Raw genomic sequence first — 24,486 nt, 5'->3', positions numbered from 1 at the left:
AATCTTGTCTTTGGCGAGGGCGCGCGCGTAATCGTGGCGCCCGGCTACCCGACAAAATTGGCGGTGCTGCGCAGCGGCCTTCATCTTAAAACCCGATGCTTTTGTGCGTGTGAAAGCGCGGCAGCGGTCGCACTCGCCCGACGTAATGTGCGATGAGGTCTTCGTCATCGGCGAGTTCCTGGCCGGTACCGGTTCTGACCACACGGCCGTTCTCCATGACATAGGCGCGGTGTGACAGGCGTAGGGCGGCCATGGCGTTCTGTTCGATGAGTAGTATGGCCACCCCTGATTTATGGAGCTGCCGCAGAGCGCGGTAGATGTCGGCCACCGCGAGGGGTGCCAGGCCAAGGCTTGGTTCGTCGAGGATGAGCACGCGAGGTTCTCCGACGAGTGCGCGCGCAATGGCCAGCATCTGCTGCTGGCCGCCGCTCATCGTCTCGGCGAGCTGGTGGCCCCGTTCCCGCAGGATCGGGAAGAGGTCGTGCACCCGGGCGAGCGCGGCCGAAGTGTTCACCCTGCGCCCGCGTGCCGCGTACCTGGCGGCCAGCCTCAGGTGCTCGCTGACGGTCAGACCAGGGAAGACCTGACGTCCTTCGGGGACGCCCCCCAGACCGGTCCGTATGACACGGTGGGCAGGCATGCCGCCGAGCGGTTCGCCGAAGAGGGACACAGAACCGCTGCGCGGCTTCAGGTTCCCGCTGAGACACTTGAAGAGGGTGGACTTACCGCCTCCGTTGGCTCCGATGAGTGCGACGAGTTCGCCGGGCCTCACCTGGATGGTGACGCCGTGCAAGACAGTGTGCGGACCGTATCCGGCGCTGAGGTCCTGGGCGTCCAGTGCGAAGACGCCGTCTTCGGTGCCACCGGGTTCAGACATCGACTGCTCCTGTCAGCTCGGTCCCGCTGCCGAGGTATGCGGCGATGACCGCCGGGTCGGCACGTACGTCGGCTGGGGGACCTTGGGCGATTATTCGACCGGAGTCGATGACGGTGATCGAGTCGGCGAGGTCCATCACGAGCTGCATATTGTGCTCGACGAGGGCGATCGTAATGCCCGACTCGTTGATGGCACGGATGCGCCGAGTGAGATCAGCGGTCTCGTGGTCATCAAGTCCTGCGGCCGGTTCATCGAGAAACAGCATCACCGGCTCTGCGACGAGCAGCCGCGCAAGTTCAAGCAGTTTGTCCTGACCCGTTGTCAGCAAATTTGCCGGGAGGTCGGGGTCGCATTCCAGATTGACCTGCCGCAGTGCCCGGCGACCTGCCTCTGCCGCGGCGGCCTCGCGCGCTCGTGCCCGGCGCAGCTTCAGTCCGGCGGACAGCATGCCGACTGGGTGGTGCTGCTGCGCCGCGACCATGACGTTGTCGAGGACCGTCATGTTGCGGAAGATCCGCGGATGCTGGAACGAGCGGCTCAGGCCCTTGGCCGCGAGCCGGTGAAGCGGGGCGCCGGTGATGTCGTGACCGTTGAACTGGATGCTTCCTGCATCCGGTCGTGTCACACCGGTGACGAGGTTGATGAGCGTCGTCTTACCGGCTCCGTTCGGTCCGATGACCGCGACCGTGGAACCCTTCTCCACTGTGAACCCGACGTCGTTCACGGCGTAGACCCCGCTGAAGTGCTTGCAGAGGCCGGCGGCTTCGAAAAGTGTCATCATGCGTCTCGATTCGATCCAGCGGTGCTCAAGGCCGATGGTCGCGATGCCGGTCCACGGGACAGGTGCCGGTCGTTACGCCCCCATAGCCAGTTGCCGAGGCGGATGACACCGCCGGCGGCCCCGGAGGGGGACAGCAGCAGGACGCCCGTGAGCAGGACACCCGCGAGCAGGGTCTGGTACTGGGCGAGGGAGCTGAAGTACTCGGGAAGCAGCTTGAGTACGGCAACGCCGATCAGCGTCCCCCACAGCGTTCGCTCGCCGCCCACCATGAGCATGGTGAGGAGGAGCAGTGAGGCCGTGAGCCCGAACTGGTCAGGGGATGCGAAATGCTGGAAGTGCGCGTAAAGGGAGCCCATCACGGTAGCGATCAGAGCGCTGAAGACGAAGATCCTCACTTTCACACGCCCCGGGTTGACGCCGAGTGAGCGGGCTGCCAGTTCGTCCGCGTGTACGGCTCTCATGACGCGGCCCGGTTGGCGTCGCACTGCGGCGCGCATCCAGGCGTAGAGGAGAACGAAGACGGTGACGAGGAGGTAGAGCTGCGACCGGAGGCTGCTGAAGGAGTAACCAAGTATCGACAGGTCGGGGATGCCGCCGAGTCCGGACTGGCCACCGGTGAGGCGGGTGAGCCCGTCCATGAGCCCCTCGAAGATGACGGCAAGGGCCATGGTCGCAAGTGCCAGGTTGTAGCCGGAAAGCCGGGTGCAGACGATGGACAGAAGCCAGGCGAGAGCGCCGGAGAGAGGCAGGGCGGCGAGCATCGCCGCCAGGGGCGGCCACCCATAGTGGGTGGTCAGTACGGCTGTGCTGTATGCCCCGATTCCCATGAACGCGGCATGTCCGAGCGAGACCATGCCCGTGTAGCCGCGCAGCAGATCCAGGCCCAGCAGCACGATCGCGTAGAGCATCCCCAACGACGCCACCGAGATGATGTAGCCGTTGGCCGGCACGAGCGGGAACACCAGGGCGATCGCGACACCCGCGAGGCTGGCACCATGCCGCCAGCGGCCTTCCGGCAGGCGGCTGAAGACATTCGGCACGGCGAACGAATCAGAGTTGGTCTCGCGGCTGCGCAACGAACGGTAGATCAGCGCGAGGAGCAGAATCGCAAAAGCAATGACGTCGCTGTAGACCGATGAAATGTACCCGGCGCTCAGCGACTCGGCCAGCCCCAGGACCAGTCCGCCCGTGATCGCTCCGACCGGGCGTCCGAGGCCGCCGAGCACGGCGGCGACGAACGCCTTGATTCCGAGCATGCCGCCGCTGTCGAAGCCGACGAAGGTGATCGGTGCCGCGAAGACGGCTGCCGCCGCGGCGATGGTGCCGCTGAGGCCGAACGCCAGCGTCCGCACGCGCGAGGTGTCGATGCCGGTGAGTCCGGCGCCGAACGCGTTGCCGGCCGTCGCACGCATGGCGATGCCGACGCTGGTGCGGTGCAGGAACAACGTCAGGCCGCCGCCGGTCACCGCAAGGAACCCGAAGAGCCACAGGTCCTGGGGGATGACGTGCAGGGAACCGAGAGAGAGCGGCGTCTGCTCGCCGAACGCCGGCAGGGCGCTGGCATCTCCGCCGTACCTGATCAGCAGGGCGCCCTGCACGATCATCGACACGCCGGCGGTGAGGACGAGTCTGATCGGGATCGCGGCTTGCCGTGTCGGCCGGATCACCACTCGTTCCATGACGAGACTCACCACGGTCACGAAGGCGATTGCGATGAGCGCCGCCGCCCACAGCGGCAGGCCGTCGGACGTGGAGAATCCCAGGGTGAGCAGGGCTCCTGCTGCGAAGAAGTCCCCCTGCGCGAGGTTGACGACGCCACTGACCTTGTAGATGAGGGTGAAGCCGAGAGCGATCGCGGCATATACGGAGCCGGATATCAGGCCGGACACCAGGATCTGAGAGAACTGGTTCATCGGCTGTCCGAGGTCGTCGCGGCCGCGGCATCGGTATCCGCGTCGGGTGTGACCTTGCCGTTCTCGACTCGGCCCAGCAGTGTGTCGGCCGCTGTGAGACCGACGTGATTGCCGGTGGAGAGGTGGTAGACACCCAAGACGCCCTGGGGGTTGTCGAGGCTCTGCAAGGCGGAGGTGATTTCGGCGGGGTCGTTCGAGTGCGCTCTGCGCGCCGCCTCGGCCAGCAGCATGACCGCGTCGTGGCCCACGGCCGATCCGAGCCCCGGCTCCTCACCCTCCTGTGCCACGTAGTCGCTATGGAACTCCGTTATGACCGGTGCTTGCGGGTCGCCGTCGGCGAGCCCCTTCCAGAAGACGTCCTTGGTGGCCTGCACATAGACGGTGGAGGGCTGTTTGTCGGCGATGCTGCCCAGGAACCCGGGCGCGAGGTTTCCGTCCGAGATCATGAACGGGGTCTTGACGGCGAGTTGATGCGCCGAGTTGTAGACGACCCCGAGTGGCTTGCCGATCTCCCAAGCGATGATCAGATCGGGTTTGCTCTTCTCGATGTTCGTCAGTTGCGGTGACACATCGACGTCGGTGGTGTTCATCTGCTCCTTCACGACCAGGTCGAGGCCCGCTTTCGCCGCAAGCTTCGGAAAGAGTGAAGCCACGATCTGCCCCGTCGCATCGTTGGTCGTCAGCAGGGCGATCCTCTTCACTCCGCGCCGAGAGAGCTCCCCGAACTCACTGCCGACCTTGTCCGTGATCTGGACCGGCGTCGAGAACGTCTGATGGTTCGGCGGAGTGAAGTTCCCACTGAGCACGTAGAGGGGAGTCTTGAGAGAAGCCGCCAGCGGTGCGACCGCGCCCGCCTCGTTGGTCAACCCGAGTCCTGCCACGGCGCTGACACCGTCTTGCTGAACCAGCTTGCGGAAGCCTGTCATGGCCTTCTGCGGATCGGACCCGGTGTCGTAGGTAATGAAGTCGATCTTCATCTTGCCTGTCCTGGGATGGAGCTTCTGATAGAGGCGCGCGCCCTTGACGGCTTCCTGGCCGTACCAACTGAATTGCCCGGTCTGCTCTACCAGCAGCCCGATCCTGAGGGTGTTCGGCGAAGCGCGAGTTCCCCCTTCGCATCCGGCAAGCGTCAGCAGACACGCGGCAGCGGTCACAGCGACGGACTTGGCTCGACGTCGCATTGCTCTCCTTCACGGGTGGTTGGCCTCCGGCTGCCACTGCGTGGACCGGCTCCGGCCGCGCAGCGATCCGCGAAGGCCAGCTGCTCCAGGTGCAGGGCCCGTGCGGCGTAGTGGTGGTCGGTGTTGTGACCGCTGCCCAGGACGACAGCCGAGTCGACATGCGGCGCTGCGCCGAACAGCGAGACGAAGCGTCCGAGCGCGTCCGGGCTGACGTCCTGGACCGCGTCGTGCTCACTGACTCGCACATGAACGGGAACCCTCACGTGCGCCGCCACTGCGGCCGCATCCTTCGGCCACCCGGAGGCCCACTCGCGGATCTCCACCGCCGGAGCGGGAGCGGTTGATTCCGCCGCGGCCGCGGCGACTGCGGGATCGAAGGTGCCGTCAGGGCCGTAGAAGTACGACCGCTGGACCTCGGGCGGCAGCAGGACGGGAGCGAGAGCAGGGGTTTCCTCCAGGGCTCCTGCCAGTTCGAGCATGCTCGGGACGGTCCGGTCCAACGTGCCGTTGACGATGACCCCGAGAAGCGGCCAGGCAGGCTGCCGGGCCGCGATCCGCAGCGCGACGGTCGCGCCGAAGGAGTGTCCGAGCAGAACGACGCCAGTCCGGTCCTTCTGGAGACGGCGCCAGGCGTCGGCAATGGCGGCGTCGACGGTCCTGGCTTGCGCGGGGAACCATCCCCGCTCCACGGCCGGGGCGTCACTGTCCCCGTAACCGGGTCGGTCCACCGCCAGTACCGGAAAGCCGTTCACCTGCGCCCGGCGCAGGAACGACGATGCTTCGATGTCGAAGTAGCGGCGGGTGTAACCGCCGCCGTGCAGGCAGACGATAAGAGGGGAAGACGGAGCACCGCCGCTCAGGTAACTTGCCGCGACGGACATGCCGTCGGCGTCCAGGAGGACGCTGCGGGACGCCGCCGCGGCCCCTCTTCCCCTGTCCATGCTCACCGCTCGAACTGCCGCGGTATGAGCCTGCTTCCACCAGCACGCGAGGCGAGCGCCTCTTTGGACGCTGCTCTCGCGGGTCCCGAATCAGTCGTCACAGTTGCTCCTTAGGTCTAAGTGACGACTGTATTCAGTAGTCACTTAGCCGGGCAATGGGCGTGCGTCAAAGCCACGCAACTCGCTGCCCAGGCTTCCGGCCGGTGACGATTGCCGATGCCCGGAGGCGTCCCCGGGGCCGCACCCCCCTGGAACCCCGCCGGTGGCCTGCCTCACCGATCGGGCCCCACGGGGTGCTGTCAAGCGTCAGCTCCCGCGGCGGCCACCGCGGTTCCACCAGCCGTGACGGGGGCTCCAGCCCAGCACGGACCGTGCTGCCGCGCTGTCGGCCAGCGCGGTGCGGGAGTCGGTGCCGAGGGACGCTCCGCGCCACGGTACGTCCGGCAGGTGCTCACGGAGTACCTCGACCGTCGGCCGGTCCGCGGCCACATCGTCGGCGCACAGCAACAGCCGCGCGTGTGTGGGGTCCGGACACGTCAGCGCCGCTACGAAGGCATTGGCCACATCGCGGACGTCGACGACCGCGCCGAGGTGCCACGCCGCCCCTCGCGCCGGCGGGAGTTCCGCCTGCTCACTCAGCTTCTCCCAGGCGGCCTCGTCGGCCACGAAGACCGGACGCAGGCAGATCGTGGTGATACCGGTGTCCCGGGTGAACGCCTCGCACATCTCCTCGGAGAGCCATTTGGACAGGGCGTAGGGCTTCGACGGCAGTCCGCGGTGCCGGTCGTCGACCGGTAGGTAGTCCGGATCGCGTTCGAGCATGCCGAGCGCCTTGCCCGACGATGCGTGGACCACCCGCCGCACACCGGTGGCTCGGGCCGCCAGAAGCACGTTCCAGGTACCTGCCAGGTTGACCGCCATGACCTGGTCAGGGTTGTCCTCCTGGTCCCCGGGCAGCCCGGCGAGGTGCACGATGGCGTCCTGATCCAACGCGGCGGAGGCGAGGGCCGCGGCGTCCCGGACGTCGTCACCCGAGGCCAGGTCGTAACCGGTGACGACATGGCCGTCGGCCTCGACCGCTGCTCGTACGGCCCTGCCGAGTACGCCGCGGTCGCCCGTCACGAGCACCCGCATGGTCAGGCCCCGGGGCCGAGCAGGCGTGTGCGCAGGTCGTCGCCCCCGCGTACCCGGCGCAGACCGCGTACGCCGAGACCGGCGTCGCTCTTGATGACCGTCCCTGTCATCGCCGGACCCTGCGTTCGCGACGCGACGAGGACGAAGGCGGCGGTGTGGTCCTCGGGGTCCGAGTGCCGCCGCAGCGGAGTCACCCGCTCGACCTCGGAGTCCGCGTTGGAAGGGTGGGAGTGGGCCCGGATCGCGTTGCCCTCCTCGTCCTTTCCGTAGGCGTCGGGGATGCGAATGTTGGTCTTCGTGCCTCCCGGAGCGACGGCGTTCACCCGTACCCACGGCGCGAACTCATGGCCCAGCTGACGGACGATGCCGAGCGCGGCGTGCTTGCTGGCGATGTACATGACGCCGCCGCCGTCCGGGTAGAAGGAGGAATTCGACAGGGTGACGATGAAGGCGCCCTTCGTCCTGACCAGTTCCGGTAGTGCCGCCTTCGCGCCGAGGATGACCGCCTTGACATTGATGTCGAACACCTGGGTGTAGGCGTCGGCCACCTTCTCGTCGGCGATGTCCACCAGCTCGGTGAACATGTCTCCCATCCCCGCGTTCGCAACGAAGATGTCGAGCTTGCCGAAGGCCGCCACAGCGTGTGCCACGGCTTCCTTGTTGGCCTCGATGTACCGGGCGTCCGAGACGAGGGTCGAGACCGCTTCGCCGTGGTCCTTGCGGATCTGTGCCAGCAGCTCGGCATCCACGTCGGTCACCACTACCCGGGCGCCTTCGTGGACGTACCGGTCGACGATGGCGCGGCCGATTCCCGAGCCGCCTCCGGTGATGAGTGCAACTTCTCCTTCGAGCCAACCCATGCTGTCGTGCCTCTCCTGTGTGTTTTAACTCGGATAGTCGTGTGTGCCCGCGTCGACCGGGTGTGCCCCGGTCAGATCAGCCAGTCGACGAGGACCTCGACCACGCCGTCGACGACGCGTGAGTCGAGGACCTCCAGCGGCTCCTTTGCGGGGCCCTTGGTCACTGCGCCGGTGCCGTCTGCTTTGAAACGGGCACCGTGCATCTGGCACTCGATCTCGCAGCCGAGGCGCAGGCGTGAGGCCCCGAACCGGAAGTCGGAGTGCGGGCACATCGCGTCATAGACGTGGATGCCTTCGGCGGTGGCTGCGACGACCACCGCCCGCCCTTCGACCTCGTGTTCGGTGAGGAACCCCTCTCGAAGGTCGCCGACCGCGGCTACCGCGACGTAGTTCACCGTCTTCTCCACCGTCACCTCTTTCAGAACAGCACGCTCAGGTTGGTCGCCGTGATCACCGTCTGGTCGACGAGGATCATGCGGCGGCGGATACGGAACCCGTCGCCGTCCGGGACGAGCCGGTCGTGCCGGACGCCGGTGAACATCTGGTAGTCCATGTCCTGCCGGGTCCTGGTGATGAGGAAGTTGACCCGGGTGGCGAGCTCGCCGCTTTCCGGATCGTGGGTCAGGCGAAGATTGCTGACGAAGTGGCGGGTCCGTGACGGCGGTGTTTCCGCCCACGCGAACTCCGTCTCCAACCGCCGTACGCGCGTCAGCAGCGTCTGATGGTCGTCGGCGAAGAAGTCGAACTCGTGGAAGCCCTCCCCGTCCACCAGGAACTGTGTGGTACGTACGGGCATGCGGTAGACCACGTCCTCGCTGAACAGAGCCAGCCAGTCGACCAGGCGATAGCTGTCCAGCAGCTCCGCCTCGTGGTGCAGGAACTCGGCGACGCGTCCGTAGGTGTCGCTGTTCGGCAGCAGCGCCGGCAGTGTCTCGTCCTCACGGAGGTCCTCGACGGCGGTCATCGCGCGGCCCCCGCACTCCGACGGTCGGGCCAGCCGGTCGTCATGGACCGCAGCCAGGCCGCATACCAACTGCGCTGGGTCATCTCGCCGTAGGAGCCCCGGTATGCCGTTCCGGGTCCCGGCCAGCTCTCGTCGACCGGCCGGCCCAGGCCCATCTTGTGGTGCAGCGTATGCTGCCGCGCGGCCGGACCGAGAGAGGCGCGGGTGCAGTCCTCCCAGTTCTCCATGTCGTCCTGGTCGTAGATCCCGCCGGGGCCGAACGTGCGCACGTACGTCTCGTAGGACGTCTTCGTGTACTCGGGATCGGCGTCCGAGTCGATCAGCAGCCACGACCACATGCGGGTGCGTGTGGGGCTGATGGGGACTTCCATGCGCAGGTTGAGGAAGGGCGCGTCCTTCTGTCCGAGAGTGCCGCTGCTCATGAGCTGGAGCCAGTGGAAGTTGGGCCAGACGGTGCCGGCGCTGTAGGCGGTGTTCGCGGCCATCAGGACCTGGTCCGCGTCCAGGTGCTCGGGGAACTTCTCGCGCAGGGCGTGCGGCAGGCCCATGGAGGCGTAGTCGTCGTTCGGGGCGCCGGGCGTCAGATGCAGGACGTGACCCTCTTCCGCGACTACCATCGTGCCGTGCCCGGCGAAGTCGGGGTCGTTGGGGAGCATTCCCAGCTCGACCAGGCTGTGGTGGGCCGAGAAGACGTGGAAGTTGTCGGTGAAGTTGTCGGTGGCGAACTTCCAGCTTGTCTCGACGTCCCAGATCTGCGGTGTGCCGAGGACCTTCACTCCGCCCGTACGGTTGAAGATGATGTCCAGGTAGTACGCCATGTTGCCGAGGTACTCGCGCAGGGGCGGGGCGGCCGGATTCCAGGTCGCGAAGATCAGACCGCGGTGGGTGCCGAGTTGCGCGACCGGGATCAGCCCGAGGTCGTCCTTGTCCAGCTCCCCGGGTCCGTAATGGTTCTCCGCGGCGGCCGTCACCAGTTCGCCGGTGTTCTTGTACGCCCACCCGTGGTACGGGCACCGGAGGAAGGACGTGTTCTCCCGGTCGGTGCGGCAGACCCTCATGCCGCGGTGTCGGCACGAGTTGAGGAACACACGGACGACCCCCTCGTCGTCACGCGCGAGGATGCCGGGGTCGGTGCCGACGCTCCGCGTGATGAGATCGCCCGGTTCGGGGATCTCGCTCTCGTGGCCGACGAAGAACCAGCCCTTGGCGAAGATGCGCTCCTGCTCCAGTTCATAGATCTCGGGGTCGCTGAAGATGCGCCGCGAGATCAGCCCCTCCTCGGGTTTGACGATGTCCTCCAGCGCGATGCCGTTCGAGAGCGCGGTACGCGAACTAGCTGCGGGACGCTCGGATACAGCCGTCATGGGCGTTATTCCTTCCTGTGTCCTGGTTCCTGCTGCCCGGTCCCTGGGGCCGGTGGGACGTGCATGGGGCCCGCGGGCTCCAGGGGGACCCCGGATCGCGCGAGTTTGATCCGTACGGCGACGAGCGCACGGGGCATGCCATAGGCCACGCCGCCCACGAGCACGTCGCCTGCGTATGCCGCGGCGGCGAACCCGCCGTCCTCGGGAGTTCCCGCAATGACCTCGAAACGATCGGCCATCCGCGGCAGGCCGACGCTCTGCAACCGCATCCCGAAGTGGTCCGACCAGAAGCTCGGGACGGTGCCGAACGGTGTGGCCCCGTCTCCCCGCAGCAGGGTCCGCGCCGCGGCGGCACCCTGCTCGACCGCGTTACTCCAGTGCTCGATACGCATCGGCCGACCGCCGAAGGCTGCGTTGGGCCAGCGCACGATGTCACCGGCCGCGACGGCGTCAGTGACTCCGACCACGCGCAGAGCCTCGTCGCACAGAACGCCGTCGCCGAGTTCGGCGCCCGATCCGGACAGCCAGCCGATGTTCGGCACCGACCCCACCGCGACGACCACATGGTCGGCCTCGACCTGCGTGCCGTCGGACAGTTCCACCCGGTGGACACCCTCGGTGAACCGTGCCGCGGCGACCGTCCGTCCGACGTGGAGGCGCACTCCGGCTTGCTCGGCGAGCCTGGTCGCGGCGGCGCCAGCCAGTGGTCCGGCTGGCTCCAGCGGGGCATCGAGTCCGACCACCGTGACGTGCGCGCCCCGGATGCGCGCGGACGACGCCACCTCAATGCCGACGAAGCCACAGCCGACGATCAGCAACCTTGTGTCCGCGCTGAGTGCCGCACGGAGGCGCAGGGCGTCGGCCATCGTGCGCAGCACGTGCACGTGCGGTGCGCCGACGGCGAAGCCGGGCAGGGAGCGCGCTCCGCTGCCGGTCGCGAGCACCAGCCCTGCGTAGGGGATCTCCATGCCGTCCGCGGTGCGGACCACCCGGCGTCTCGCGTCCAGCGCCACGGCCGGTTCGCCCAAGCGCCAGGTGACCGCGAGATCTTGTGCCCCGGGGAGTGCGATATCGGTCGGCGCGGATTCGCCGACAAGCAGTTCCTTCGACAGCGGAGGACGATCGTAGGGGTGCTCACGCTCGTCGCCGATGACGGTCAGTGAACCGTCGTACCCCTCCTCACGCAGTGTTTTCGCCGCGTTCAGGCCGGCGAGGGAGGCCCCCACAATGACGACATCTCGCAGCGCGTTGTCCGTGCTCACCGGGCTTCCCCCGCGTACCAGTCGGCTATCGCATCCGCCGAGGTGAACCAGACGTCGTCGAACCGCGCCATATGTTCCAGGGCTTCGGCGACGTACCGCGCTCGGTAGGGCTGGCCCGACAGAAACGGGTGCAGCCCGAAGCCCATGACACGCGGCCGGGTCTCGCCCTCGGCGCGCAGTCGGTCGAACTGGTCCACCAGGGCCTGCTTGAAGTCGGAGCCTGACTGACCCTGCAAGGCGTAGAAGGGGATGTCGTTGAGCTCGGTGGAGTACGGGACGGAGATCAGCTCGCCGGCCGGGACGTCGAAACGGAAGGGCTCGTCGTCCACGCCCCAGTCGAGGCTGTAGCGGAATCCGATCTCGGCGAGCAGGTCGTTCGTCGCCGGCGAAGCCGTGAGGGCCGGGCCCAGCCAGCCGCGGGGACGCGCACCGGTGCCGCGTTCGATGCGGTCGGCCACCTCGGTGATGTAGGCGCGCTCCTCCTCGATCGTCATGTGGGTCTGCCGTGTGGAGTTGTTCCGGCCGTGGGCAACCCAGCTCCATCCGCGCTTGACACCCTCTTCGACGATCGCCGGGTGCCGGTCGAGGACCTCGCTGTTGATCACCGCGGTCGGTTGGAGCCCGAGCCCGTCGAAGATCTCCACGAGCCGCCAGACGCCGACGCGGGGCCCGTACTCGCGCCATCCGTGGTTGAGGGGGTCCGGAGTCAGCCCCGCGGTGAACGGGGCCAGGCTCAGCGCGGGCTTGCCGTACTCGTAGTGCTCCAGATTCAGGGCGAACCAGACCGCGATCCGCTTGCCCTGCGGCAGGCGCAGCGGTGGTCGGCGCACTATCGGCGAATAGGTGAAGAACGGGTTGTCCATCGAAGGGTCTCCGGAGGTCGGTTCGGAAGCGCGGGCGCGGCTGCCCGGGAGTGCGTCAGCGGGCTCCCGCCTCCATGACGGCGGCGATGTGCTCGGCGACGATGTCCAGGACCTGCTGCTCGTTGTCCTCGTAGAACAGGAAGTGACCGTTGCCCTTCAGACCCAGCTCGCCGAGGTTCACCACGGCCGCGTCCGCGCCCCAGGACCGGAAGAGGGCAGCCGTCGCCCGCTCGCCGGCCGGGCGGTGTGCCGGGTCCTCGGTGCCCGCGATCAAACGGATGGGGAGGCCGGCGAACGCCGTGGTGTGCTCGACGGCGGGCAGCCCCGGCAGGACACCGATGCGCTGCAACAGCATCTTCGGCGGCAGGCCGCTGAAACCGGCGCGCAGCGGTTCGATCCGTTCACGTGGGAACCGCGTGCTGGTGGCGATGGCCTGGTTGTAGACGTAGTCGTCTTCGTAGAGGTAGCCGCGCCCGAGGTCCACGGTGAATTCGACGCCGGTCTCCTCGAAACGGGCCCGGACCACGTTGCCGTCCTCCGCGAGTATCCGGGCCTTCGGCGCGGCGTTGCCGGGGTACGAGGCGGCGATCGCGACAACGCCGAGGACCAGGTCGCCCTCGTGCTCCACGAGTTGCCAGGTGGTGGCGCCGCCCATCGAATGCGGGACGATGATCGCCGGGCGGCCGACCACCTCGCGCAGCAGGTGGCGGTACCCGTCGACGACATCGGCGTACTCGATGTCGATCAGATGCCGCCCACCGGACCGGCCGCAACCTGGCCAGTCGGTCACCCAGACCTCGTGACCGCGTGCCGCCAGCCGGTCGGCCCATCCGGTTCCGCCGGCCAGGTTTCCGCGGAAGCATCCTCCGGTCGCGCCACCGCCGTGGATCATGAGCACGGGCGGCCGGTTATGGTCCGACTCGCCGAGCACCTCGTAGTACAGGCCGCTGACGGGCTCGTTGCCAGTGCGCATCGTCCGCCTCCTCAGCCCAGCATCCGAGCCAGCGCGGACCTGGGGTCTCCCAGGCGGGTGTGGACCACTTTCTGCTCCAGGTAGCTCAACAGCTCGTCCGGTGACTCCTCGCGGCCGATGCCGCTGTTCCCCGAACCGCCGAACGGTGTCCCGAAGTAGTGCCTGGTGGAGTCGTTCACCCAGACGTATCCGGCGTCGAGCGCGTCAGCGGTCTTGTGGGCGACATCCAGGTCGTTCGTCCAGACACTCGCTGTGAGGCCGAGGTCGAGACCGTTCGCCTCGGCGATCATGGAGTCGTAGTTGTCCCAGCGGAAGACGGACAGGACCGGACCGAAGATCTCCTCGCGGCCGATCCGCATCTTGGGGGTGACGTCGGCGAACAGCGCGGGCTCAACGAAGTTGCCGCCCGCCGGAAGGCCACTCGGCCTTCCGCCGCCGCGGACCAGTGTCGCTCCTTCCGCCACGCCGGATTCGACGTAGCCGATGATCCGCTTCCGGTGGGCTCTGCTCACGACGGGCCCGATGTCAGTGCTCTCGTCATAGGCGACGCCGACCCGGTAGGCGCCGAGCTTGGCCGCCATCGTCGCGACGAACTCGTCGTAGATCCGGGAGTGGACGAGAATCCGCGAGTTGGACCCGCACGACTGGCCCTGGCAGACGTCCAGGTTCATCCCGTAGATCGCCCCCTCGGTTGCCGCATCGAGGTCGACGTCCGGGAACACGACCATGGCGTTCTTCCCACCGAGTTCCAGTGACAGGTGTTTGACGTGCCCGGACTCGGCCGCACGCCGCTGGATCAGCAGCCCCGTGGACACCGAGCCGGTGAAAGCGAGCCGCTTGACGTCCCGGTGTGTCACCAGAGCGTCGCCACTGGCGGCGTCTCCGGTCACGATGTTGACGACTCCGGGCGGGAATGCCTCGGCGAACAGTTCCGCGAGGGCCAGCGTCGACAGTGACGTCTCGTCGGACGGCTTCATCACCAGGGTGTTTCCAGTGATCAGTGCCGGCAACGGCCGTGTGACGGCGAACATCACGGGGTGGTTGAACGCCGTGATGCGTCCCACGACGCCGTAGGGACGGTGGGCCGTGTAGTGCAGGTTGCCCGGGCTGGCGGGGAAGACGTCGCCGTTCATCGACTGGGCCAGCGCCGGCCAGCCCTCCAGGTACGCGCGGCAGAGGTCGACGTCGAGACGCATGGCCTTGACCGGGTTGCCGCAGTCGATCGCGTCGAGCATCGCCAGGCGTTCGCGGTTCTCGATGAGCAGGTCCGCGAAACGCCCGAAGCAGGCGCTGCGACCGGCCACACCCAGCGCCTCCCAGGCCGGCTGCGCGTCGCGCGCGGCCGCCACCGCGGCTGCGACGTCGGCGGCACAGGCCACCGGGATCTCGGTCAGCAGCGCGCCGGTCGACGGGTCGAACACCTCCTTGGTCGTGCCCTCCGCCCCGTCGACGAACTTGCCGGCTATCAGCATCTTGAACTCGCGCCCGCTGACGTGGGTGGCGATCGGGTCGGGCGATCGAGGCTGACTCATCGGTTGTCCTTACTTCCGTGCCTTCAGAATCCTGGGGTCAGTACGTCGAGCAGGGCCGGTCGCCCCGAGCTGACGACCTTGACTGCTTCGGCGAGCTGCTCACTCAGCGTTTGCGCGTCGCCGATCGGGCCGGCCGCCCACATACCGAACGAGCGGGCGAGCCCGGCGAGATCGACCGGCGGATCGGTCAGCCCGGCACCCACGTAGCGGCGGGACACATCGTGCCCGCGGTGACGTGCGATCTTCACTGCGTGCTCAATGGTGTTGCCGTACTGACGGTTGTTGTGCACCAGTACCAGCACGGGCAGCGATCGGTGCGCCGCGCTCCACAGGGCAGAGGGCAGGAAGAGCAGGTCACCGTCCGCCTGGACGTCCACCGTCACCGTTCCCGGAGGCTGCGCGAGCGCCGTGCCCAGGGAACCGCCGACGCCGTACCCCAACCCCCCGCCGGCGGCCCATCCCGTGTACTGACGCGGCCGGTCCAAGGCGAGAAACTTGTGCTCCAGACGGCCGTTCGTCCCTCCGCCGAGCGCGTACTCGACGCCTTCGAGCGCCCGCCCGAGTTCGTGCAGTACCCGGTCGAGCGGGACCGTGCCGTCCGCTCTCGCGGCGGCAGCCCGCGTCTGCCAGGCGCGCCGTGCCTGAGCGCTCCGGTCGGCGAACTCCCGGATCCTGGCGGCAACGGGCGCTGCGGGCAGCGGGTCGGCGCGCAGCCGCTCCAGCAGCGCCGCGACCGCGTTGTCGCCGCTCGCCGTGACATGCCGCCCGGAGGGCACCATCGCCTGGTAGTCATGCGCCCAGGCGCGCAGCTTCAGGTGGGCCAGCGACACGTTGAGGACGGCGGGCGCGCGACCCGGCGGGCATGCGCGCAGATGTGAGTGGATGTCCTCCACGTCCAGGGCCAGCACGACATCGGCTTCGGCGATCACGCCCTCCATGTGCATCGCGGCGAGCGGATGCGTCGTGGGGAAGGCGTGCCTGACGCCCGTGTCCACCACGGGGGCACCAAGGGCTTCGGCAAGCTCGACGAGGGCGGCGAAGGACTCCTGGGACTCTCCCACGTAGCCGGCAAGGATCACGGGCCGACGGGCGTCACGCAACCGTCCTTCCAACCAGGCGACATCGGCCGGGGAGGGGGCCGGCGCGGCTGGGACGGGGAACACGCCGATGCCCTGCCTGCTGAAGTCGTCCGGGACCGGGTCCTCTTGCAGGTCCACGTCGTAGCAGAGATAGACGGGACCGGCCGGTGCGCTGGAAGTTGCGGCCAGGGCGCGGGCGAAGGATTCCTCGGCACCGGCCAGGTCATGGGGCTCGTCGTCCCACTTCACGAAGTCGCGGACGATGTTGGCCTGGACCGAAGCTGTGTGAATCCAGTCGATCCACGGCCGCCGGTTGCCCTTGGCCTTGGGCCCCGTACCGCCCAGCAGCATCATCGGCGCGCGATCGCACCAGGCGTTGTAAATCGCCATGCTCGCGTTCTGCAGGCCCACGACGTTGTGCAGTAGGGCTGCCATCGGCTTGCCCGCGGCCTTCGCATAGCCCTGTGCGATCGACACGGCCACGGCCTCGTGCATGCAGAGTGTCAGCTCCGGCGCACCAGGCGTATGCACGAGGGAGTCGTGAAGACCCCGGAAGCTCGCGCCCGGGTTGAACGCGACGTGCTCGACGCCTGCTTCGAGGAGCAGGTCGACGATGACGTCCGAGCCGTAGCGGTGGCTCGTCGGGGGTGCCACAAATACTCCTCCAGAGGTGACGGGCATGGCGGGGCGCGCACGGTCCCCGGGCGTCGCCGGGCGGACGACGAAGACAGCCGGGCGTGCCCTGGACGCGCGAAGTGAACGCGAAACGACTGCGCGGGGCGCTGTTCTCCACCGTGCAGGCTCAAGCCGCCTTTAACGCAAGAGCCGAGGCGGCGCAGGATTATGTGAAAATCTGCGCAATCGGCTCGCCGAGGACGCCGAAGCTCGCCGGACAACGCTTTGCACTTTTTCGGAAAATCCTCTGGCCGAAAACCACTGACTAGTGGTGTGATGGAGGAAACATCTCCCTCACCGTTGGGTCGGCTAACGTGGACGGGATGTCGAATGTGGATGCATGCGCGATACCGCCGTGCCCGAACCCAGAGTTCGAGAAGCGCCATTTCCCACCGAGCTGTTGAGCCGACTTCCGGAAAGGCATGCGCGCGATGTCATCTCAGCCCACAGGAATGTCCGATGAGGGAGCCTTGCTCCCGATTCACACCGTGGCGCGCCGCTTCGGAATGCGAGCCTCAACCCTGCGGTATTACGAGGAGCGGGACCTCGTCGTACCCGTCTCACTCCACTCCGGCCGACGCTGGTACGGGCCCGAGGAGATCCGCCGGCTTGCGGTGATCCGGTTCTGGCAGCGGCAGGGGCTCATGAGCCTGGAGGCGATACGGGAGCTGCTCGACGGCTCCTCGTCGCACACGCAATGGCAGGAGATCGTGCAGCGTCATATCCGGGCACTGCAACAGCAGGTGGAGCAGTTGCAGCAGGTGCAGTCGTACATCGCGCAGTCGCTCGCGTGCGAGTACCACGACCGCCTGGACGACTGCCCGAACTACGAGGCGCTGATCTGGGGGGACCTCGACGAGGAGGGAGTCGGCCCGCCTGCGAGGAGCGGCCCCACGTCGCCTCCGCCCTTCGACGGCAAGCGGGCATGACCCGGCCCCCCGCGTCCGTCGTGGGGCAGCACAGGGAACGGAGCGAAGTGCAGGTCCGCCGCTTCCCGGCGGGGCACACACGGGTGAACCAGCCGGCGCCACGAGGGGACGACACGGTCACGCCGGGAACGTCGGCGGATTCACGGCATCAGCATGCCGCCGTTGACGTGCAGCACCTGGCCGGTGATGTAGCGCGCGCCGTCACCGAGGAGAAACATCACAGGATCGACGACATCAGGAACCTCGCCGATCCTCGCCATGGGGATCAGCGCGGCTCTGGCCGATTCATCGAAGTCGGGGTTGTCCTCGATCATCGCAGTCCTGACCGGCCCCGGGGCGACGGCGTTGCAGCGGACGCCTCGGGCGGCGTACTCAAGAGCGACGGACTTGGCCAGGGCCTCGACTCCCGATTTGGCTGCGGCGTAGTGCGCACCGAGCGGGTATCCCTTCCGCCCCCAGCCGCTCGACAGCATGACGATCTGCCCCCCGCCGGCCCGGATCATCGACGGAAGCGCCGCCTTCGTCAGCAGGAACGCGCTCGTGAGCGAGACGTCGACCACCCGTTGCCATTCCCCGGGGTCCAGCGTCACCAGCGGGGACTCCGAGACGACACCTGCCGCGCACACCAGCTGTTGCGGCGCTCCCAGAGATGACTCGACTTCCGCGACCGCGGCCCGCACCGAGTCCGCGTCCCTGACGTCGCAGGAGACCGAGAGCGTCGCGTGCTCATTGAGGTTGAGATCGAGCACGGCCACCTCGGAGCCGGACTTCAGCAGGGCGTCGACGAGACCCCGGCCGATGCCGCCCGCGCCGCCGGAGACCAGTGCGACCGGGGTCACCGCGCCGCTCCCCGGGCCCTGCGTCCGGCCTCGACGACACGGTCACGGGTGTGCAGCACATGCGCCTCGACAGCGGCCCGGGCAGCGGCGGCGTCGCCCGACTCCACCAGGTCGAGGATGTGCTCGTGCTCCGCGCAGGTCTCCTGGGGCCGGTGGATGCCCGACCCCCTGGACCACAGGCGTGTATAACGCTCCGAGCGCGAACGCAGCGGGTCGAGCATCTCCATCGCCACCACCGCGCCGGACGGCCGGTACAACAGCATATGAAACTCCTTGTTCAGCTCAAGCCACTTGGTGTGGTCCGCCTCGTCGCGGAGCCGCTCGTTGAGCTGTCGGGCAGCCTCGACAATGGGGGCGCTCATACGGGCCACCGCCTGTTCGATCAGCCATCCCTCGACCAGAGCGCGTAGCGAGAACACTTCCACGAGCCGTTCGAGGTCCGTCCCCCGCACCGTTGTCAGACGGTGAGCACGGGACTCGACCAGGCCCTCGGCCTGGAGTTGCCGCAACGCCTCTCGGACGGGAACCCGGGACACACCGAAATGAGTGGCCAATGCGACTTGGTTCAGCACCGCGCCGTCGGGCAGGTTTCCACTGTTGATCGCCTGTCGCATCGCGTCGGCGATGTAGTCGGCGGAGATCCGCCGACCCGACAACTTGGTATCTACATCGATGACCGAGATATCCGCCTCTTCAGACATGTAAACAGAATACAGTGAGCTGGATGCTGGGCATGGGGCGGGAGGACTCCTTGGTCATTCGAGGAAGCTCTGGGGCGGCGTGGGGCCCCAGGTGTTGAGCGTCTTGGTCATCCGGTCTCCTGCTTCCCAGCCGATGGGAACGGCGTCGGGGTCGTTGATGTGTGCCATGTCGGCGAAGAGTTCGAGGCGCATGCCCGAGGACGGGTCGCAGACGTACACGAACAGGCTCCTGCCCGGGCGATGCCGTCCAGGGCCGTACTCGATCTTGTAGCCCTCGCTGTCAAGGTGGTCGAGCAGGGGCTGGTACGCCTGCCATCCGGGGACCTCGAATCCGAGGTGGTGTGCGGTCCCGGTGGTACCGGGGCGCAGAGCGACGTTGTGGTGCTCGGTGTCCGTCCGCAGCCAGTACAGGCTCTCGCCGATGTACTCGGACAGCCGGAGGTCCAGGGTCTGGGTGAAGAACTTCGCGGACACAGGCGGGTTGGACGACTTGAGGTTGACGTGCCCCATCCGCCGGGGGCGCAGCACAGAGGGCGGAGGTGCGGGAACCCTGAGCCGGCTCTCGGCCTCGAAAGCGACGGTCAGGCCGGTGGGGTCGTTCACGTGGATCGCTGTGTCCGACGCCCGGCGGGCCCCGATGAGGGCGGCCAGTTCGTCGAGGTCGGCTGCGTCGGGCATACCGAAGACCAGCCTCTCCATCCGGTGGTCGTCCCCCGGCACCAGCTCGATCGCCCCTTGGCCGTCCGGAGTTGCGTAGTCGCCCTCGCAGGTCGCTATGAGGTGCCCGGCGTCCTCGATGACGGTGAAGTGCAGCCCGTTCGACAGGAAGGCCCCGGTCGCCTGCGGATCGGGGACGGTGACGACGATACGGGCCAGTCTGCCGAAGGGCGGCCGCTCAGGAGTCGAGGCTGACGTACTGGAGGTCGAGGTAGTCATTGATCCCTTCCCTGCCGCCCTCGCGCCCGAGGCCGGACTGCTTGACGCCGCCGAATGGCGCGGCGGCGTTGGAGACGATGGCGCGGTTCAGGGCGACCATCCCGAAGTCGAGCCGCTCGGCGACCCGCAGGCCGTGTTCCAGATCGCGGCTGTAGAGGTACGCCACGAGTCCGTACTCGGTGTCGTTGGCAAGGGAGATCGCCTCGTCGGGATCGTCGAACAGCGTGATGGCCGCGACCGGGCCGAAGATCTCTTCCTTGAACATCCGTGCCTCGGGCGGAACCCCGGTCAGCACGGTCGGGGCGAAGAACGTACCGGCTCCCTCAAGGGCGGCACCGCCCGTACCGATGACCGCGCCACGCTCCACCGCATCGTTTACCAACCGCTCCAGTTTGTCGCACCCCGCCTGGTCGATGACCGGCCCGACCTGAGACTGCGGGTCAAGGCCGTGACCCACGGTGAGCGATGTCATTCGCTCGGTGAGGAGCGCGCTGAACTCATTCGCCACCCCGCGGTGGACCAGAAGCCGGTTCGCGGCCGTGCACGCTTCGCCCATGTTCCGCATCTTCGCCGTCATCGCGCCGTCGACGGCTCGCTCCACATCGGCGTCCCCGAAGACGATGAACGGTGCGTTGCCCCCCAGCTCCATCGACGGGCGGACGACCTTCGGGCCGCACTGCGCGATCAGCGTCCTGCCGACAGCGGTGGAGCCGGTGAAGGAGAGCTTGCGGATGCGGCCGTCGGCCAGCAGCGGGCCGCACACGCCGGGCGCGTCCAGGGTGGTGACCACGTTGAGCACTCCCGCCGGTAGCCCCGCCTCCTGGAGGACGCCGGCGAACAGGAGTGTGGTCAGCGGGGTCTGCGGGGCCGGCTTCAGCACGGCGGTGCACCCGGCGGCCAGAGCGGCGGCGACCTTGCGGGTCGCCATCGCCAGCGGGAAGTTCCACGGGGTGATCAGCAGGCACGGACCGACGGGACGGCGTGAGACCAGCAGCCGAGAGGCGCCGTCGGGCGCGATGCGGTAGTCGCCCGCGGGTCGGGCCGCCTCCTCGGAGTACCAGCGCAGGAACTCCGCACCGTAGTCCACCTCGGCACGTGACTCGGTGAGCGGCTTGCCCATCTCTGCCGTGATGAGCCGGGCGAACTCCTCGCGCCGCGTGACGACGGCCTCGAAGGCCCGGCGTAGAAGTTCGGCCCGCTGCCGCGTCGGAGCGGCAGCCCAACCGGCTGCCGCACGAGTGGACGATTCCAGGGCCGCAAGGCCGTCGCGGACCGAGGCGTCGGGAACCCGGGCGAGCAGCTTGCCGGTGGCGGGATCGGCCACTTCGAACGTCTTCTCGTTCTCCGCGGTTACCCATCGCCCGTCGATGAGCATGCCTTCGGGGACTGGGGGAGCCGGGGTGGGGGCGTCGGGGGCCAGGGTCACTGAGTCCTCCTCGGGGGCATGCCGATCGCCTTGAGTTCGGTGATGTCGCCTATCTCGCGGCCGAGACCTCGCGCGCGTGCGCCCTCGATCAGCGTGGTGGCCAGGGCGAGATCCTGTAGGGCGGTGCCGACGGACTTGAACACCAGCAGGTCGCGCCCGTCGGCGGGGTCCGGGGGCTCGGTCCACTGTGGCATCGCGACCAGGTCACGTTTCGCGAGCGCGCCGTCCTGCACGGCCTCTGCGACGTCACCGGATTCGGCCAGCACCTGGGCCGGGTCGTCGACCAGCACACGCCGTGCACGCGCGAAGGTGTCCACGTCGAGTTCGCGGAGGTCGGGGCGGGTGGAGCCGATCGAGAGCACGGCCGCGCCGGTGGTGAAGTCGGCGCCGTGAACGACTGGTTCCGTTGATTTCGTGCACAGGACGGTCACCGGGCAGCTCGCGACGACCTCCTCGACGGTCGCCGCCGGCCGCACCGAGAACCCCAGCTCGGTGCCCAGCCGATCGGCGAAGGACTGCCGCTTCTCGGCGGAGCGGCTGTGGACGAGCACTTTGGACAGTGGCCACAGCTTCGCGAAGGCACGTAGGTGGCCGTCCGCCTCGAAGCCGGTGCCGACCAGTCCCAGCACATCCGTTCCTGCGGGGCGCAGCAGTTCCCCCGCGACGGCAGTGGTGGCGGCGGTGCGCAACCGGGTCACCTCGGCCGCGTCGAGGGTGGCGACGAGATCGCCCGTTGCCTGCCGGTAGACAAGCAGCAGGTAGCGATTGCCGACCCCCCTGGCGAGCGTCATGACCTTGGTACCCATGTGGTCGCCGAGCGCGGCGGGCATGACCCGGAGGAATCCGGTCGGCACATCCACGTCGATCCGGGGCGGCAGGACGCAGTCGCCGCTCCGCTGCGCGTGCAGTGCCGCACGGGCGGCCCGCAGGGCCACGTCCTCGGTGCACAGCTCGGCGATGGTCGCGGCATCCAGGTGGAGGGTCATCGCACCCGGCCGGTGTAGAAGCCGGAGTCGTCGTCCGGCAGGTCGAAGCCGGAGGCGGCGAGCCCCGCGCGCAGCGCCTTCATCTGCCCGGGAGCCAGGCGCATCTGCGGCATGCGCAGCAGTCCGCCGTTGAAGCCCTGGAGCCAGGCGAGGTATTTCCAGCCGTTGCGGTGGATGAGGTTCGCACCGGCGAAGCTGGCGTGGAAGGCCCCCTTCGCCTCGCGTCCGGGGTTATAGCTCCAGAACGTCTTCATGGCCTGTTCGTACTCGCCGGCGTTGAGGGCGTTCATCATCTGCGGGACGCGCTCGCCGAAGGACTCGTAGGCGCTCGTCCCCCACCAGCGCACCCCGTATCGCCGGGCGAGCGCGGGAGCATGCTGCTCCATCGGATTCTGCACGAGCACGTGCGGGCTGCACCGTTCGAACACCTCGGTGAAGGAGGACAGCAGCGCAGAGCCTCCGCCCTCGTACTTCAGGGCCGCCGCTGTCTCCAGCCGACTCATCTCCTCCAGTGCCTCGACCGGGAACCCGGCCGGGTGCAGCGTCTTGAAACCCCAGGCGGAGGAAGCGAAGAGGACGATCGCCAGATCGGTGCGGTCGGTGACATACCGGGTGTGTTCCACGATGTCGGACGGGCTGCCGGGCCGGAAGGCGGGCGGGTACGACAGCAGGCCGGCCTCGGCACCGAGCCCGGTGGCCCGGTCGGCCACCACCAGCGACTGCTCGACCGTGTCGAAGCTGAGGTGCGCGACGATCCTGAATCCTGCCGGGGCGGCCTCACAGGCGACCTCCAGGAAACGGAGGTACTCCTCGAATGTCGTCCCGCTCTCCGATGCGACAAGCGTGCCCCAGAAGCCGAGTTCGGCGGCACGCCGGACGTCGTGCCGGATACCGGCCTCGTTCAGGCCCGAGAAGTCCTCGGTGAAAGAGGGCAGGGTGACCGAGCACCCGCCCTGCCACTCCTGCGCGGCTCGCTCCTTGATCTCGCCTCGCGTGTATGCCAATGCCATCGTCAGCTTCCCTTCACCGTCGGTGTACTCCATGACAAGGGCCGGTAGACCCAGCGGCCGCTGTGGAACCAAGGGCGCTGGGCGAGCGCGTCCCGACGCGCGGTGTTGCGCGCCGCCTCCCGCTCAGGGGCGCCCAGGACCCCGGCATCAGCGATCTCGTGCAGCGCGAGATGCGTCCACGGCTCGCCCGCGAACCCGGGTCGGACGAGGAAGCGCCGCACGCGCAGCCAGCCGGGCACCTTCATCAGCAGCGGAACGTGCTCTTGCTCATACCAGCCCTCGAACTCCTCCCGCTCCTCCTCGGGGACCGAGAAGGCGACCACGAACAGCACGTGGTCGCTGCCCGTCGCATCGGGCCTCGTACCGAGAGCGGCGGTGTCGGAGATCTGATCCGCGATGTAGCGGGTGAAGCCGGAGACGCTGTCCAGCATGCGCACGGTGCGCGGCGACGGGTCCGACTTCAGTGCCTGGTACTCGGCGGTCCCCAGCGCCGCCATGTCGTCGAGGAAGTAGCAGGCGAGGTAGCGGGGGTCGGCGTCCTGGACGTAGCGCACGGCGTGCGTGAAGCCGGGGATCGCCAACCGGGCTGGGATGTGTTCCGTCTCGTACCAGTCGTTGAAGTCGTTCTCCCCACCGGGCGGCGGCTGCATCTGTGAGAACAGCAGTCCCTTGCTCATCGCAGCCCGTCCCCCTTCGCGTCGCTCTTGGACAGACCGCCGACGCGGTGGTGCACACGGCCGCGCGTGGCCAGAGCGGCGATCACTGCGATCTCGTCAGGTCTCGGTGCCGCCGGCACGGTGACCGTGATGGCGTCGTAGAACTCACGCACGAACAGGGCGCGCTTGTAGGCCAGCGGGATGTCGATCGAGGTGCCGACCCCGCCGACCTTGGTCGCCGACGTCACCCAGCCGTTGCCGCCGATGCCGTCGCGCAGCGCGTCGCCGAAGGGTGTCGTCAGGCACGCCACCCCGTGCTCCTGCTCCCCGGCGACGCCGACGATCGCCCCTTTCCCACAACTCTCCGCCTCGGCCCCGCCGAGTGCGGCCAGGGCGCGGGAGACGAGGGCCTTTGCCAGCGCGCCACTGGGTTCGAGCAGCTCGGACAGGTCGTCGCTGTACCGGCCGGCGTAGGGGTTGCGGATCACTGCCGTCACCGCGGCCTTGATCAACGGCTGTTCCACCGTGGGGCCGCCGTCGCTGTGAATCTCCTCAGTCGTGGTGTGCCAAGCGCGCACATCGAAGTCGCTGGACGCCATCCTCT

25 protein-coding genes are annotated in these 24,486 nt (G+C 68.1%); 2 read left to right on the top strand and 23 right to left on the bottom strand.

The genetic code is table 11. The annotated features are described in order from the left end of the window. Positions 1-85: 85 nt before the first annotated feature. From ACIBIW_RS32550 to ACIBIW_RS32480, 15 genes are all read right to left on the bottom strand, one after another. Positions 86-877 (bottom strand): ABC transporter ATP-binding protein, encoded by a 792-nt coding sequence (locus tag ACIBIW_RS32550; protein WP_399341437.1) that lies wholly within the window; start codon positions 875-877, stop codon positions 86-88. Then, positions 870-1,658 (bottom strand): ABC transporter ATP-binding protein, encoded by a 789-nt coding sequence (locus ACIBIW_RS32545; RefSeq protein ID WP_399341436.1) that lies wholly within the window; start codon positions 1,656-1,658, stop codon positions 870-872. Before ACIBIW_RS32545 ends, ACIBIW_RS32550 begins: the two co-directional genes overlap by 8 nt. Then, positions 1,655-3,571, bottom strand: a complete 1,917-nt coding sequence (locus ACIBIW_RS32540; RefSeq protein ID WP_399341434.1) for an ABC transporter permease — start codon at positions 3,569-3,571, stop codon at positions 1,655-1,657. The genes ACIBIW_RS32545 and ACIBIW_RS32540 overlap by 4 nt, the downstream gene beginning before the upstream one ends. Next, positions 3,568-4,752 carry an ABC transporter substrate-binding protein gene (locus ACIBIW_RS32535; protein ID WP_399341432.1) on the bottom strand — a complete coding sequence of 395 codons (1,185 nt, stop codon included), beginning with the start codon at positions 4,750-4,752 and terminating at the stop codon, positions 3,568-3,570. Before ACIBIW_RS32535 ends, ACIBIW_RS32540 begins: the two co-directional genes overlap by 4 nt. Further along, positions 4,722-5,633, bottom strand: a complete 912-nt coding sequence (locus ACIBIW_RS32530; RefSeq protein ID WP_399341430.1) for an alpha/beta hydrolase — start codon at positions 5,631-5,633, stop codon at positions 4,722-4,724. Before ACIBIW_RS32530 ends, ACIBIW_RS32535 begins: the two co-directional genes overlap by 31 nt. A gap of 366 nt (positions 5,634-5,999) precedes the next feature. After that, on the bottom strand, positions 6,000-6,827 hold the full coding sequence (locus ACIBIW_RS32525) for an NAD-dependent epimerase/dehydratase family protein (RefSeq protein WP_399341427.1): 828 nt from the start codon (positions 6,825-6,827) through the stop codon (positions 6,000-6,002). A 2-nt stretch (positions 6,828-6,829) separates the two neighbouring features. Then, positions 6,830-7,687 (bottom strand): SDR family NAD(P)-dependent oxidoreductase, encoded by an 858-nt coding sequence (locus ACIBIW_RS32520; protein WP_399341425.1) that lies wholly within the window; start codon positions 7,685-7,687, stop codon positions 6,830-6,832. Positions 7,688-7,758: 71 nt separating this feature from the next. After that, complete coding sequence (locus ACIBIW_RS32515; RefSeq protein ID WP_399341423.1) at positions 7,759-8,094, bottom strand: Rieske (2Fe-2S) protein; 336 nt, start codon at positions 8,092-8,094, stop codon at positions 7,759-7,761. An 11-nt stretch (positions 8,095-8,105) separates the two neighbouring features. Next, positions 8,106-8,651: an aromatic-ring-hydroxylating dioxygenase subunit beta gene (locus ACIBIW_RS32510; RefSeq protein ID WP_399341421.1), complete on the bottom strand. Its 546-nt coding sequence runs from the start codon at positions 8,649-8,651 to the stop codon at positions 8,106-8,108. Then, positions 8,648-10,015, bottom strand: a complete 1,368-nt coding sequence (locus tag ACIBIW_RS32505) for an aromatic ring-hydroxylating dioxygenase subunit alpha (RefSeq protein WP_399341419.1) — start codon at positions 10,013-10,015, stop codon at positions 8,648-8,650. Before ACIBIW_RS32505 ends, ACIBIW_RS32510 begins: the two co-directional genes overlap by 4 nt. Before the next feature lie 5 nt (positions 10,016-10,020). Next, complete coding sequence (locus tag ACIBIW_RS32500; protein ID WP_399341417.1) at positions 10,021-11,277, bottom strand: NAD(P)/FAD-dependent oxidoreductase; 1,257 nt, start codon at positions 11,275-11,277, stop codon at positions 10,021-10,023. Next, positions 11,274-12,140, bottom strand: coding sequence for a polysaccharide deacetylase family protein (locus tag ACIBIW_RS32495; RefSeq protein ID WP_399341415.1), 867 nt, complete (start codon positions 12,138-12,140; stop codon positions 11,274-11,276). The genes ACIBIW_RS32500 and ACIBIW_RS32495 overlap by 4 nt, the downstream gene beginning before the upstream one ends. A 55-nt stretch (positions 12,141-12,195) precedes the next feature. Beyond that, positions 12,196-13,113 (bottom strand): alpha/beta hydrolase, encoded by a 918-nt coding sequence (locus ACIBIW_RS32490; RefSeq protein ID WP_399341413.1) that lies wholly within the window; start codon positions 13,111-13,113, stop codon positions 12,196-12,198. Positions 13,114-13,124: 11 nt separating this feature from the next. Then, positions 13,125-14,645, bottom strand: coding sequence for an aldehyde dehydrogenase family protein (locus ACIBIW_RS32485; protein ID WP_399341409.1), 1,521 nt, complete (start codon positions 14,643-14,645; stop codon positions 13,125-13,127). Between the two features lie 23 nt (positions 14,646-14,668). Next, positions 14,669-16,378 (bottom strand): thiamine pyrophosphate-binding protein, encoded by a 1,710-nt coding sequence (locus ACIBIW_RS32480; protein WP_399341406.1) that lies wholly within the window; start codon positions 16,376-16,378, stop codon positions 14,669-14,671. A gap of 83 nt (positions 16,379-16,461) precedes the next feature. Here ACIBIW_RS32480 and ACIBIW_RS32475 point away from each other — a divergent pair, with 83 nt between their 5' ends. Further along, entirely contained in the window at positions 16,462-16,668 is a 207-nt protein-coding gene (locus ACIBIW_RS32475) for a hypothetical protein (protein ID WP_399341404.1), read from the top strand. Positions 16,669-16,821: 153 nt separating this feature from the next. Continuing rightward, a complete protein-coding gene (locus ACIBIW_RS32470) occupies positions 16,822-17,328 on the top strand; it encodes a MerR family transcriptional regulator (protein WP_399341402.1) in 507 nt (168 codons plus the stop codon). A 140-nt stretch (positions 17,329-17,468) separates the two neighbouring features. Here the strand turns inward: ACIBIW_RS32470 and ACIBIW_RS32465 are convergent, their stop codons facing one another. From ACIBIW_RS32465 to ACIBIW_RS32430, 8 genes are read right to left on the bottom strand one after another with little or no spacing between them, the layout of a single operon-like run. Then, the gene (locus tag ACIBIW_RS32465) at positions 17,469-18,167 is read right to left on the bottom strand and encodes an SDR family NAD(P)-dependent oxidoreductase (RefSeq protein ID WP_399341400.1); all 699 of its coding nucleotides are present in this window, start codon (positions 18,165-18,167) and stop codon (positions 17,469-17,471) included. Continuing rightward, positions 18,164-18,868 (bottom strand): GntR family transcriptional regulator, encoded by a 705-nt coding sequence (locus tag ACIBIW_RS32460; RefSeq protein WP_399341398.1) that lies wholly within the window; start codon positions 18,866-18,868, stop codon positions 18,164-18,166. Before ACIBIW_RS32460 ends, ACIBIW_RS32465 begins: the two co-directional genes overlap by 4 nt. A 54-nt stretch (positions 18,869-18,922) precedes the next feature. Beyond that, entirely contained in the window at positions 18,923-19,804 is an 882-nt protein-coding gene (locus ACIBIW_RS32455) for a VOC family protein (protein ID WP_399341396.1), read from the bottom strand. After that, a complete protein-coding gene (locus tag ACIBIW_RS32450) occupies positions 19,764-21,179 on the bottom strand; it encodes an NAD-dependent succinate-semialdehyde dehydrogenase (protein ID WP_399341602.1) in 1,416 nt (471 codons plus the stop codon). The genes ACIBIW_RS32455 and ACIBIW_RS32450 overlap by 41 nt, the downstream gene beginning before the upstream one ends. Positions 21,180-21,226: 47 nt before the next feature. After that, positions 21,227-22,216 carry an ornithine cyclodeaminase family protein gene (locus ACIBIW_RS32445; RefSeq protein WP_399341394.1) on the bottom strand — a complete coding sequence of 330 codons (990 nt, stop codon included), beginning with the start codon at positions 22,214-22,216 and terminating at the stop codon, positions 21,227-21,229. Continuing rightward, a complete protein-coding gene (locus tag ACIBIW_RS32440) occupies positions 22,213-23,226 on the bottom strand; it encodes a dihydrodipicolinate synthase family protein (protein ID WP_399341393.1) in 1,014 nt (337 codons plus the stop codon). Before ACIBIW_RS32440 ends, ACIBIW_RS32445 begins: the two co-directional genes overlap by 4 nt. Before the next feature lie 2 nt (positions 23,227-23,228). Next, entirely contained in the window at positions 23,229-23,903 is a 675-nt protein-coding gene (locus ACIBIW_RS32435) for a hypothetical protein (RefSeq protein WP_399341390.1), read from the bottom strand. Further along, positions 23,900-24,481, bottom strand: a complete 582-nt coding sequence (locus ACIBIW_RS32430; RefSeq protein WP_399341388.1) for an amino acid synthesis family protein — start codon at positions 24,479-24,481, stop codon at positions 23,900-23,902. Before ACIBIW_RS32430 ends, ACIBIW_RS32435 begins: the two co-directional genes overlap by 4 nt. Between the last annotated feature and the right edge of the window lie 5 nt (positions 24,482-24,486).

Source organism: Streptomyces sp. NPDC050560 (assembly GCF_044457285.1).
Classification (GTDB): domain Bacteria; phylum Actinomycetota; class Actinomycetes; order Streptomycetales; family Streptomycetaceae; genus Streptomyces.
The sequence above is the reverse complement of the archived record's forward strand: the minus strand, read 5'-3'. Positions and strand labels throughout refer to the sequence as shown.